Origin of the sequence: Duganella levis, from assembly GCF_009857605.1 — a bacterium.
In the GTDB taxonomy this organism is placed as follows: domain Bacteria; phylum Pseudomonadota; class Gammaproteobacteria; order Burkholderiales; family Burkholderiaceae_D; genus Rugamonas; species Rugamonas levis.
The window spans coordinates 1-12,172 of record NZ_WWCT01000007.1; the positions used below are offsets into that span (position 1 = coordinate 1).

The 12,172-nt window shown below is 64.5% G+C and carries 10 protein-coding genes and 1 pseudogene; 5 read left to right on the forward strand and 6 right to left on the reverse strand.

Annotation, left to right across the window (positions count from 1 at the left end; genetic code table 11):
• The 3 genes and pseudogenes from GTP69_RS10765 to hslU all read left to right on the forward strand — a co-directional run.
• A pseudogene (locus tag GTP69_RS10765) lies at positions 1-677 on the forward strand (STAS domain-containing protein); the annotation flags it as partial.
• Between the two features lie 69 nt (positions 678-746).
• Positions 747-1,289: an ATP-dependent protease subunit HslV gene (gene hslV / locus GTP69_RS10770; RefSeq protein WP_161054905.1), complete on the forward strand. Its 543-nt coding sequence runs from the start codon at positions 747-749 to the stop codon at positions 1,287-1,289.
• The gene (gene hslU, locus GTP69_RS10775) at positions 1,286-2,626 is read left to right on the forward strand and encodes an ATP-dependent protease ATPase subunit HslU (RefSeq protein WP_161054906.1); all 1,341 of its coding nucleotides are present in this window, start codon (positions 1,286-1,288) and stop codon (positions 2,624-2,626) included. The genes hslV and hslU overlap by 4 nt, the downstream gene beginning before the upstream one ends.
• Before the next feature lie 46 nt (positions 2,627-2,672).
• Here the strand turns inward: hslU and GTP69_RS10780 are convergent, their stop codons facing one another.
• Entirely contained in the window at positions 2,673-3,239 is a 567-nt protein-coding gene (locus tag GTP69_RS10780; protein WP_161054907.1) for an outer membrane beta-barrel protein, read from the reverse strand.
• A 168-nt stretch (positions 3,240-3,407) separates the two neighbouring features.
• On the opposite strand from GTP69_RS10780, the gene GTP69_RS10785 reads away from it, so the two are divergent.
• Together GTP69_RS10785 and GTP69_RS10790 are read left to right on the forward strand one after the other, a co-directional pair.
• Entirely contained in the window at positions 3,408-4,154 is a 747-nt protein-coding gene (locus tag GTP69_RS10785; RefSeq protein ID WP_161054908.1) for a helix-turn-helix domain-containing protein, read from the forward strand.
• Positions 4,155-4,159: 5 nt separating this feature from the next.
• Entirely contained in the window at positions 4,160-4,390 is a 231-nt protein-coding gene (locus GTP69_RS10790) for a hypothetical protein (protein WP_161054909.1), read from the forward strand.
• Between the two features lie 3 nt (positions 4,391-4,393).
• On the opposite strand, the gene GTP69_RS10795 is transcribed toward GTP69_RS10790, so the two are convergent.
• From GTP69_RS10795 to gspD, 5 genes are read right to left on the reverse strand one after another with little or no spacing between them, the layout of a single operon-like run.
• On the reverse strand, positions 4,394-6,637 hold the full coding sequence (locus tag GTP69_RS10795) for a patatin-like phospholipase family protein (protein ID WP_161054910.1): 2,244 nt from the start codon (positions 6,635-6,637) through the stop codon (positions 4,394-4,396).
• A 9-nt stretch (positions 6,638-6,646) separates the two neighbouring features.
• The gene (locus GTP69_RS10800) at positions 6,647-7,255 is read right to left on the reverse strand and encodes a type II secretion system protein N (RefSeq protein WP_161054911.1); all 609 of its coding nucleotides are present in this window, start codon (positions 7,253-7,255) and stop codon (positions 6,647-6,649) included.
• A gap of 25 nt (positions 7,256-7,280) precedes the next feature.
• Positions 7,281-8,501, reverse strand: a complete 1,221-nt coding sequence (gene gspF, locus GTP69_RS10805) for a type II secretion system inner membrane protein GspF (protein WP_161054912.1) — start codon at positions 8,499-8,501, stop codon at positions 7,281-7,283.
• A 10-nt stretch (positions 8,502-8,511) separates the two neighbouring features.
• Positions 8,512-9,933 (reverse strand): type II secretion system ATPase GspE, encoded by a 1,422-nt coding sequence (gene gspE, locus GTP69_RS10810; protein ID WP_161054913.1) that lies wholly within the window; start codon positions 9,931-9,933, stop codon positions 8,512-8,514.
• A 1-nt stretch (position 9,934) separates the two neighbouring features.
• The gene (gspD, locus tag GTP69_RS10815) at positions 9,935-12,166 is read right to left on the reverse strand and encodes a type II secretion system secretin GspD (RefSeq protein ID WP_161054914.1); all 2,232 of its coding nucleotides are present in this window, start codon (positions 12,164-12,166) and stop codon (positions 9,935-9,937) included.
• Positions 12,167-12,172: the final 6 nt, after the last annotated feature.

Here is a 12,172-nt window from a genome sequence, read left to right on the forward strand (position 1 = left end):
GCCACAGCGCGCCGCAACTCGAACGCCTGCGCCAGCAGGCCGACGCCAGCCCGGTGCTGCGGCTGGAATTCAGCCGCGTGACGGCGGTGGACGCCGAAGGCTGCACCCTGCTGCTGGCCGCGCTGCGGCAGTTGCAGGCCGGCCAGCGCGAGCTGATCCTGGTGGGGGCGCCGGCACTGGCCGCACTGCTGCGCGGCGGCATCGCGGTCGGCCGCCGCGACGACGGCGAAGCGCCGTGGCTGCTGCTGCTGGAACTGCTGCAACTGCAAAACAGCGAAAAGGAATTTGAGCACACCGCCATGGACTATTGCGTGACGTTCGAGGTGTCGCCGCCCTCCTTCGTGGCGCCGCACAAGGTGGCGATGGCGCCGACGCAACACCTGAGCGCCTCGCCCGACCGTTTTATGTTGCCGCCCGTCATAGAACATCAACTTGGCGCTTTACTGCCGGGTATCAGGCAGTATGCTGAACAGTATCCGGCGCTGGTGTTCGACTGCTCGCGCCTGACGCGCATCGACTACCCCAGCGCCATCCAGCTGCACGGCGTGCTGCAGGCGCTGGCCGACGCCGAGCCGGGCCGCAAGATCGCCTTCCGCGACGTCAATCACCTGGCCACTGCGCTGTTGCGCTTGCTGGGTTATGCATCCCTGGCAAGAATCTATCCCCACAAGTATTAACTTGCATTTCGCGTTCCCGGCCCCACTTTTTGGTCTTGAAGCAGTCTGCATCATTACTTTGAGGTAACTATGGAACAATTTCACGGCACCACCATCCTGTGCGTGCGCCGCGGCAAGGAAGTCGCGCTGGGCGGCGACGGCCAGGTTACGCTGGGCAATATCGTCATGAAGGGCACGGCCCGCAAAGTGCGCAAGATCTACCAGGGCAAAGTCCTGGTCGGCTTCGCCGGCGGCACCGCCGACGCCTTCACCCTGCTCGACCGTTTTGAAGGCAAGCTGGAAAAACACCAGGGCAACCTGCTGCGCGCCTCGGTCGAACTGGCCAAGGACTGGCGCACCGACCGCGTCCTGCGCCGCCTGGAAGCCATGCTGCTGGTGGCCGACAGCGAATCGACGCTGGTGATCACCGGTAACGGCGACGTGCTGGAACCGGAAGACGGCGTCGGCGCCATCGGCTCCGGCGGCACCTACGCCCAATCGGCCGCCAAGGCGCTGGTGGAGAACACGGAACTGTCGCCGGCGGAAGTCGTCAAAAAGTCACTGACCATCGCCGGTGAGCTGTGCATCTACACCAATCTGAACCACATCATCGAAACACTGGATCCAGCATGAACATGACTCCACAGGAAATCGTCGGCGAACTCGACAAGCACGTGGTTGGCCAGGGCAAGGCCAAGAAGGCAGTCGCCATCGCCTTGCGCAACCGCTGGCGCCGTCAGCAGGTGGAAGAACCGCTGCGCCATGAGATCACGCCGAAAAACATCCTGATGATCGGCCCGACCGGCGTCGGCAAGACCGAGATCGCGCGCCGCCTGGCCAAGCTGGCCGATGCGCCGTTCATCAAGATCGAAGCCACCAAGTTCACCGAAGTGGGCTACGTCGGCCGCGACGTCGACACCATCATCCGCGACCTGATCGACATCGGCGTCAAGCAGACCCGCCAGGCCGAGATGGCCAAGGTGCGCGCGCGCGCCGAAGACGCCGCCGAAGACCGCGTGCTGGACATCCTGCTGCCGCCGGCGCGCGATTTCGGCTTTACGCCGCCGAACGCCACCGCCGAAACGCCGAAGGACGACAGCACCCGCCAGACTTTCCGCAAACGTCTGCGCGAAGGCGAACTGGACGACAAAGAAATCGAGATCGAACTGGCCGAGGCCGGCCCGCAGATGGAAATCATGGCGCCGCCGGGCATGGAAGAAATGACCGAGCAGATCAAGTCGATGTTCTCCGGCATCGGCGCGCAGCGCAAGAAAGCGCGCAAGGTCAAGATCAAGGAAGCGATGAAGTTCCTGGTCGACGAGGAAGCCGCCAAGCTGATCAACGAAGACGAGATGAAGCAGAAGGCCATCCAGAACGTCGAGCAGAACGGCATCGTGTTCCTCGATGAGATCGACAAGATCGCCTCGCGCTCGGAAGTGGGCGGCGCCGACGTCTCGCGCGCCGGCGTGCAGCGCGACCTGCTGCCGCTGGTGGAAGGCACCACCGTCAACACCAAGTACGGCATGATCAAGACAGATCACATCCTGTTTATTGCCTCGGGCGCCTTCCATCTGGCCAAGCCGTCGGATCTGATTCCCGAGCTGCAAGGCCGCTTCCCGATCCGGGTAGAACTGGAGTCGCTGTCGATCGCCGACTTCGAACGCATCCTGACCAGCACCGACGCCTGCCTGACCAAGCAGTACGAAGCGCTGCTGGCGACCGAAGACGTCAAGCTGGAGTTTGCACAGGAAGGCATCACCCGCCTGGCGGAGATTGCCTACTCGGTCAACGAGCGCACCGAAAACATCGGCGCCCGCCGCCTGTACACGGTGATGGAAAAACTGCTGGAAGAACTGTCCTTCACGGCCAGCGGCGACAGCGGCAAAACCATCGTGGTCGATGCCGCTTATGTGAACGAGCGTCTGGATGCGCTGGCGGTCAACGAAGACCTGTCGCGCTACGTGTTGTAACAACCCTTAGCGGGCGCCGGTCGTGGCGCCCGCTCTCAGGTTATCCTCAGAAGCCGACCGAGACGCCGGTCGACAGCATCGCGTGATCGGTGGTCTCCTTGTAGCCGATCTTGACCTGTGTGTATCCCACATCCGCCCGCAGCCTGATGTTGTCGCTCAGCGCATAGGACGCGCCGAGGCTGGCCAGCGGCGCTACCTTGGTATAAGTGCTCGCATACGCGCTACCCGGCACGCGCACATTGGCATGGTTGTACGCTACGCCCAGCCGTCCCGCGATCGCGACCTGGTCGCTCACGTTCAGCGTCGGCGCCCAAGCCAGGGCGCTGCCATCCACCCGCACTTCGCGCGGGGTGACGTAGCCGGACCAGCTCGTGTCTGCACGGAAGTGCAGCTTGTAGAGCTGGGCCTCGGCCGCGTTGACCAGCTCCATGCCGAACACCTGCGCGCTCCCCAGCTGATAGCCGAGATAGACGCGGCCATTGCCGCCGTCCTGCTTGTAATTGCCGCCCAGGCCGGCATCGGCGCCGATGTAATACGGCGAAGCTTCCTGGGCGCCGGCGCTGAAGGCGGCCAGCAACATCAAGCCACATGAGAGTTTCAATGTAGAAGACATGTTTTCCCTTACTTTGAGGTGAGTCCTGAGGTCGCCCCTTCTACGAGGGGCGACGCATTGCAGTGTGCTTCACGATGGTGCAATGTACTAATGGATTATTCCAAGCGCTGGTTTTCACACCGGCGAGTATCGTGTTACGATACCTTGTTATCTTTGCAAGGCGAAAATATGAGTTCACCTGAATTGCTGTTGCAAGTGCTGCGCACGCAGATGCGGGCGGCGGGCGTCACCTACAAAGTGCTGGCGGAACGGATCTCGATGAGCGAGTCCAGCGTCAAGCGCATGTTCGGCCAGCAGGACATGTCGCTGTCGCGGCTGGCGCAGATCTGCAAGGCCGCCAGCATCCCGATGGAAGACGTGTTGCGTGGCGCCGCCGACGCCACGCCGCAATCGGACAGCCTGACGCTGCCGCAGGAAAAGTCGATGCTGGCCAATCCCCATCTGTTGCTGATGGCGATCTGCTGCCTCGGTCACTGGACGCTGGAACAGGTGCTGGAAACCTACGATCTGACCGAACCCGAATGCATCATGCTGCTGGCCGAGCTGGACCGCCTGGGCCTGATCGAACTCAAGCCGCTGAACCGCTACCGCCTGCGCGTGTCGAACGCCTTCCGCTGGCTGCCGGACGGCCCGGTGCAGCAGTTCTTCCGCGAGCACGCGGTGGACGACTACTTCAGCGGCAGCTTCAACGGCGCCGGCGAAACGCTGCTGTGCCTGCCGGCGCGGCTGTCGCAGCCGAGCGCGCTGGAACTGGTCGGCCGCATCCAGCAACTGGCCGGTGAACTGGCGCGCCTGCATCAGGGCGACCGCCGCCTGGCGCCAACCGAACGCGATGGTTTTACATTGCTGGTAGGATTCCGTTCCTGGGAATTCGCAGCGTTCACCGCGCTGCGCCGTACAGCACCATCCAAATAGACCGCATGAAAATCGCAACCATCATCAGCCTGGCCGGCACCGTCACCTGTTCCGGCGTCTTCACCGCACAAAAACAATGGATGATGGCGGCCGCCTTCATCTGCATGACCATCTACACCTTGCTGGACCGCGTGATCCACCTCGGCTTCATTCCGCCGCTGGTGGTCACCGCCTTTCCGGTGGTGGCGCTGGTGCTGGTGCTGTACGAAGTGCTGCGCAAGGTCGTGGCCAAATAACCGCTACCAGATAGGGCCGAGGAACAGATAGGCGCTGCTGTTGCCGCCCTTGGTGGTGCCGGCGCCAAAGTACAGCGGCCCGAAACGCGTGTCGACGGCGATAAAGCCGCTGGCAGCATTCTTCAGCTTACCCCAGTGCAGCGGGTCGGTCGGGCTATACGCGCCGCCGGCTTCCAGCGAGAAGCCGAGCCGCACATCACCACCCAGCGCGGCCGGCATGGCGCCGATGCTGCGCGCCATCACCACCCGTCCCAGCACCGTGCGGCTGCCCACCACCGACTCCGGCGTGGTGCCGGACAAGCGCAGGAAACCACCCAGATTATTCTCCGCCGCGCCGCCCTGGCTGCGCGCCCATTCGGCATACACATGGCCCGCCCAGCGGCCGACGTGGAAGGCTTCCAGGCCTTTCACCTGCTGTTGCGCCGGCACCGCCGCCGCCGCGTCGTTGGCATGCAAGGCGCGCTGCCAATCCAGGCTGAACAAGGTGCCGCGCGTGGGGAAGGCGATCGTATCCAGCGTATCGACGTTGAAGCTCAGCGTCTGCACTGTCTGCGACACATACTGCTTGGTCAAATCCTCGGGGATCGTGTAGTGGGCATTGCTGTTGGTGCGCGCCACCGTGTAACGCAGGTCGCCCCAGCGGCCCAGCTGCCGTCCCAGCGCGATCTGGCCCGAGGTGTAGTCATAGGCGTAGCGCGCCTGCCGCAAGCCGTTGTTGTTGAAGATGTCGGTGGCGCCGGACGCAAACTCCAGCGTCGGCGCCGCATACCACTGCGATCCCGCGCCCAGCGGTTGCCAGAACTGGGTGCTCAGCACACGCGCCGTGCCCACGCGCGCCGTGGTGCGCAGCTCCGCGCCCCAGTCGTTCAGCGACGACAGCACATGCAGCGCCTTGATCTCGAAGGCGTTGTTCTCGCTGAAGTCACTATTCAGCTCCAGGCCCACGCGCAGGCGGCTGTGCGCCCATTCGGCTTCGGTGGGCTTGATGAGCACACTGCGGCCGCTCTCGTCGTCGCGCACCTCGGTTTCCACGCGCGCCAGGTCGCCGCGTCCAAACAGCTGGTTGCCGGCGGCCGTCGCCTGCTCGCCGGTGACCATCTGACCGATCTTCAGGCCCGATTGCACCTCCAGCTCCTTTGGATTGATGCGGCCACTCGGTGCCACTTCCAGCTTGGTCAGCAGCACCGGCTGGTCGATCGCCACCGGCGCCGACAGGCGCTTCACCTCATACGCCGCATACTGCGCTTCCGGCAAGGCCAGCTTGACCAGCTTCTCGCTCATCGCCCGTACCGCCGCCTCGCCCTCTTTCATGGCGCGGTCGTAGCGGCCAAAATCGAGGAAGCCGATGCCGCCCAGGTTCGGCTGCACCAGGATATCGTTGGGGCGCAGCTCCTTCAGCGAACGCTGAACGTTTTGCTCGGTGAGGATTTGCAGCATCTGCTGCGCCACGCTGACCGCGCTGACCAGTTCCTTCTCCGGCGCCAGCGGCGTGCCGACGTTGACGGCGATGATGATGTCCGCGCCCATTTCGCGCGCCACGTCCACCGGCAGGTTGCGCACCAGGCCACCGTCCACCAGCAGGCGCTGATTGACGCGCACCGGCGCAAACACGCCCGGCACCGCCAGCGAGGCGCGCATCGCCAGGAACAGCGGCGCGTCGCTCAGTTCCACCAGTTCGCCCGTCACCAGGTCGGAGGCGACCGAGCGGAAAGGCAGTTGCAGCAGGTTGGCCGGCTTGTCGCGCGTGCCGGATGGCAGGATGCTGGTCAGCGCCAGTTCCAGCGCCTCGTTGCCGGCGGCGGCCGGCGGCAGCGAGACGCCGTCTTCATGCACGCCGAATTCAATCCGCGATGGCAGCAGCAGGTCTTCCTCGCGGCGGCGATAAATCAGTTCATCGCGCGGCGGACGGTCGGCCACCACCGCGTTCCAGTCGGTGCGGCGCACCAGCAGCTCCAGCTGCTCGACCGAGCTGCCGGCCGCATAGGCGCCACCGACCACGCTGCCCATGCTGGTGCCGACCACGAAGTCCACCGGAATGCGCAGCTCCTGCAAGGCGCGCAGCACGCCGATATGCGCAAAGCCGCGCGCGCCACCGCCGGAAAGCACCAGTGCGATTTTCGGGCGCGGCTTGATGCTGGCGTCCGGCGCGATGGAGGTCGCGTTGGGTTGCTGCGGCGCCGGTGCAGCTGCGGCAGACAAGAAAAAGCCGCAGCATAAAGCTGCGGCCAGAGTACGGATAAAAGCCATGGGCTTGTCCTACTGACGATCGTTGGATGGAATGGGTGGAATCCCCATCGGCGCGATGGGCCGCTGTGCGCCGTTCTGCGGTTGCGCCGGCACCTGGGGCTGCGCCTGCACTGCCGGTTGCGGCATCTGCGGGATTTGCGTCGATGTCGGCTGGATCGGCTGCACGCCCGGCTGGGCGATCTGGCCCGGCATGCCCGGCATGACTGCCGGTCCGCTGGACACGCCGATATCGCTCGGCAGGTCGACCCGTTTATTCACGCCGCCCTCGGACAGGATCACATGCTTGGCGTGTACTTCCTTGACCGTCACGCCCGGCACCACTTCCTTGCCGATGGCGACCGACATCGCCGGCTTGCCGTCCACCGCGATGATGGCCGCGCTGTCTTCACCGCGCGCCGCCACCACGCCTTTCAGCTGGTAGTTGCTGACCGCAGCCACCATCACCTGGCCGCCAAACAGCCCCTTGGCCGCATCGACGTTGACGCCCATCGGTGGCGGTGGCGGCGGCGCGGCGATCGCGCGCTGCTGCGGTTTGAACAACTGCAGTCCCCAATAGGCCAGCGATGCGGACAGCAGCACCACGGCGAGAACAGTAACGATTAAGGGCAAACGCTTCATGGTGTCCTTGTTGTATTCCTGACGATCAGCGTACCAGCTGATTGATTTCGATAATAGGCATCAGCACCGCCAGCACGATCAGCAGCACCACCACGCCCATGGCGAGGATCAGCACCGGTTCCAGCAGGCCCGCAATCGTCAGGGTGCGGCGTTCCAGATCGGCTTCCTGCGCGGCGGCGGCGCGGTCCAGCATGGCCGGCAGCTCGCCCGTGATTTCGCCGGCGCGGATCATGTGGATCAGCATCGGCGGGAAGTGCTTCTGCGCCGACAGCGCGCGCGCCAGGCTCACGCCTTCGCGCACGCCGTCGCTGGCCTCTTCCACCAGTTCCTGCATGGCGAGGTTGTTGAGCGTATCGCGGCTGGTTTCCAGCGCGCGCAGGATCGGCACGCCGGAGCCGGTGGTAATCGCCAGCGTGCTGGCGAAGCGCGCGGTATTCAGGCTGCGTTCAAATTTGCCGTACAGCGGCGCGGTCAGCAACCAGGTATGCCAGCGCCGCTTCAGCACCGGATTCTGCAAGGCGCGCCGCCAGCCGAACCAGGCGCCGATCAGCGCGATGGCGACGATGATGCCGTAGTGCCGCACGAAGTCCGACACCGCCAGCATGACGATGGTCAGGAACGGCAGCTTCTGCTTGGTATTGGCGAACACCGAGACGATCTGCGGCACCACATAGGTCAGCAGGAAGATCACGATGGAAAACGCCACCACCGTGACGATGGCCGGATAGGTGAACGCCAGCTTCACCTTCGACATCAGCGCATTGCGGCGCTCGATGTAGTCGGCAAGGCGCGACAGCACGCGCGACAGCTGGCCGATCTGCTCACCCGACGCCACCAGTGCGCGGTAGATTTCGGCGAAGTCGCGCGGATGGCGTCCCAGCACGGCGGACAGCGAATCGCCGCCGATCACTTCCGAGCGCACCGAGGCGATCAGATCGCGCAGGTACGGGCGCTCGGCCTGTTCCAGCAAAGCGGTAAATGCCTGCTCCAGCGGCAGGCCGGCTTCCAGCAAACTGGCCAGCTGGCGCGTGAACAGCGCCAGCTCGTTCGAGGTCAGGCGCTCACCGAAGCCGCGGCTTTTGGCGGCGCCGGAAGAATCGACCTGCGCGGCGATGGCGTCGACCTTGAGCGGCACCAGTCCCTGCACGCGCAACTCGGCGCGCGCCGACCGGGCACTGTCCGAGTTGAGCACACCTTTTTTGGTGGCGCCGCCGGCATCGACGGCTTCATAACGAAATGCTGGCATGGTTGTTCGCCTAGTCCTTGGTCACGCGCATCAACTCGGCCTGCGTGGTGACGCCTGCGGCCAGCCAACGTTCGCCATCATCGCGCATGGTCTGCATGCCGTCGCCGACAGCGACCGCCTTGATGTCGGCTTCCGATGCGCGGTTGTGGATTTGCGCGCGGATCTGCTCCGTGGTCTCCAAAAATTCGTACACGCCCACCCGGCCTTGATAGCCGGTATGGCCGCAATGTTCGCAGCCGACAGCGTGCCACAGCGTGCCGTCGAAGGTTTTGCAGCTCGGGCACAGCTTGCGCACCAGGCGCTGCGCCAGCACGCCGAGCAGCGTGGACGACAGCAGGAACGGCTCGATGCCCATGTCCAGCAGCCGGGTGACGGCGGCGGCGGCGTCGTTGGTGTGCAGGGTGGCCAATACCAGGTGGCCGGTCAGCGAAGCCTGCACCGCGATCTGCGCGGTTTCCAGGTCGCGGATCTCGCCGATCATGATCACGTCCGGGTCCTGGCGCAGGATCGCGCGCAGAGCCTTGGCGAAGGTCATGTCGATACGCGTGTTGACCTGCGTCTGGCCGACGCCGGCGAGGTCGTACTCGATCGGGTCTTCCACCGTCATGATGTTGGTGGTGGAGGCATTCAGCAGCGCCAGCGCGGCGTACAGCGTGGTGGTTTTACCGGAGCCGGTCGGACCGGTCACCAGCACAATGCCGTGCGGCTGGTTGATGATGGCGTCGAACTTCGGCAGCATGGTGTCGCTCATGCCGAGGTGGTTCAGGTCGAGGCGATTGGCTTCCTTGTCCAGCAGACGCAATACCGCGCGTTCGCCGTGGCCGGTCGGCAGCGTCGAGACGCGCACGTCCACTGGCTTGCCGCCGATGCGCAGCGTGATGCGGCCATCCTGCGGCAGGCGTTTTTCTGCGATGTCCAGCTGCGCCATGATCTTGATACGCGAGATCAGCGAACCATGGATCGCCTTGCGCGGACGGACGATGTCGCGCAGCGTGCCGTCGACACGGAAGCGCACCACCGAGGTCTGCTCGAACGGCTCGATGTGGATATCGGATGCGCCATCGCGCAGCGCCTGCGTCAGCAGCGCGTTGATCATGCGGATCACCGGCGCGTCGTCGGACGATTCAAGCAGGTCTTCAATCGCTGGCACATCTTGCAGCAGCTTGGTCAGATCGAGGTCGGCGTCGAATTCCTCGGCCACCATCGAGGCGTTGCCGCCGGAGCTGGCGTAGGCTGCGGCGATGGCGGTTTCCAGGTCGGCGCGCGTCATGTTCTTCAGCTGGATGCGGCCGAAACGGCGCGACACCTCGGCGATGGCGGCCGGCGCGGTGGCGCCGCATACCAGCACATCGACGGTGCTTTCGGCATCCTCGCTGTGCTGGGCCAGCACCACGAAATCGCGGGCGAAGGCGTAAGGAAGAAGATTGCTCATATTACTGCTGCACTGGCTGAGGTACTGGCTGGATCGCCGCGCCGCCCGGCAAACGGGCAGGCAGTGGCGCTGGCGGCACCGGCGCCGCAATCCCGCCGCCGCCGGCTGGTGCGCCGTTCTTCAGCTCCGGCAGCACCGGCTGGCCCAGGTCCTTGACCAGCACACCCTCTGGCGGGGCGATGTTCTGCTGCTGGTCGCGCATGTAATCGTAACGGTCGGTGGCCAGGCTGATGCTCTGCTCTTTGCTGCGGATCACCACGGGACGCAGGAACACCATCAAATTGGTCTTGGTGCGGCTGCGGCTCTGGTACTTGAACAGATTGCCGATAATCGGCAGGCTGCCCAGGCCCGGCACCTTGTCGTTGCCGTCGCCAACGGTATCGGAAATCAGGCCGCCCAGCACGATGATCTGGCCATCGTCGGCGATCACGTTATTCTCGATCACGCGGTTGTTCAGCGTGATGCCGGAAGCGGCGGTCAGCGTCGACTTATCCACGCTGGACGTCTCGTGGTAGATCGCCAGCTTGATGGTGCCGCCTTCGGAAATCTGCGGACGCACTTTCAGCGTCAGGCCCACGTCCTTGCGGTCGATGGTCTGGAACGGATTGCTGTTGGTGCCCGAGGTGGTGGTGAACTGGCCGGTCAGGATCGGCACGTTCTGGCCGACGCGGATGGTGGCCAGTTCGTTATCCAGCGTAATCATGTTCGGCGTCGACAGGATGTTGGCGTTGGCGTCCGACTCCAGCGCGTGCGCCAGGAAGCCCAGGCCGGTCTTGTTGAACAGGCCAAACGAGAAGCCGTTGCTCGGCAGGACAGTGCCCTTGCCGGCGTAGATCGAGGTCAGGTTGTTGGTGGTGCCGCCGGTGGTGAACGATTGCAGCACGCCGACCCGCGTCCCGCTGTCGGAGTTGCCGCTGGCGCCGGCCCACTGCACGCCGAATTCGGCTGCCTTGTCGGATGTGACTTCGACGATCAGCGATTCGATGTAGACCTGCGCGCGGCGCACGTCCAGCTGGTCGATCACGGCGCGCAGGTTGCGGTACACCGATTCCGGCGCAGTGATGATCAGCGTGTTGGTGGTGGCGTCGGCCTGGATGTAGCCGGCGCTGCCGCCACTGCCACCTTGCTGCTGCTGGTTGTTGTTACCGGTCAGCAGCGGGTTGCTCGGACCGGAGCTACCGGTGCCGGAACCGCTGGTGCTGGAGCTGCTGCTCGAACTGTTATTGTTGAAGCTATTGCTGCCGCTGCTGTTCTGCGAATTGGTGCCACTGCCGCTGTTGTTGGTCTGCGCGGTATCGCCGGAGACCACGGAGCGCAGCGTCTGCGCCAGCTTGGTGGCTTCCGCGTTCTTCAGGTAGACCACGTGCACATTGCCCAGTTCCTGGGTCGGCTGATCCAGCTTGGCGATCAGCGACTTGGCCAGGTTGGCACGCGCCTGCGATGGCGCGCGCAGGATCAGCGAATTGGTGCGCGGATCGGCCAGCACGCTGACCTTGCCGGAATCGCCGCCACTGGCGCCGCCGCCGCTGCTGCCGTCCAGCAGTTTGTTCATCATCACCGCCAGGTCGGTGGCGATGGCGTAGCGCACCGGGATCACATCCAGGTCGGTGACCGCCGGCGCATCCAGCGCGGCGACGATCTTCGCCAGGCGCTTGACGTTGTCGGCGTAGTCGGTGACCACCACGCTGTTGTTGCCCGGGTTGGCGTTGACGGTGTTGTTCGGCGAGATCAGGGGACGCAGCACCGTCACCACATTGGCTGCAGACTCATAATTCAGGTGGAAGATCTGGCTGATAATCTGGTCGCCCTTGGCGGCAGGCTGCATGCCGATCTGGGTGGGACTGGCTTGCAGCTTGGCTTCCGCTTCCGGCACCACCTTGGCGAAGCCGTCGCCGCTGACCACTGCAAAGCCGTTCAGGCGCAGCGCGGACGTCAGCAGCGCAAACGCCTGCGACTTGGTCACCGGTTTTTCCGAGACCACCGTCAGCGTACCTTTGACGCGCGGATCGATGACGAAGGTGATGTTGGTGTAGTGGCCCACCGCCTTGATGACCGACTCGATATCGGCGCCGACAAAATTCAGTGCCGCGTCATCTGCGGCGGCTTGCGCCTGCAATGGCAACAGCAGCATGGCGACGGTAGGCGCGGCGCTGATCGCACAGCACAGCATCGCACCTACGCTCAGGCGGCGCAGCGCAGGAAGACGGGATTTGCTCATGGACTGATTTTTCATAGTCGG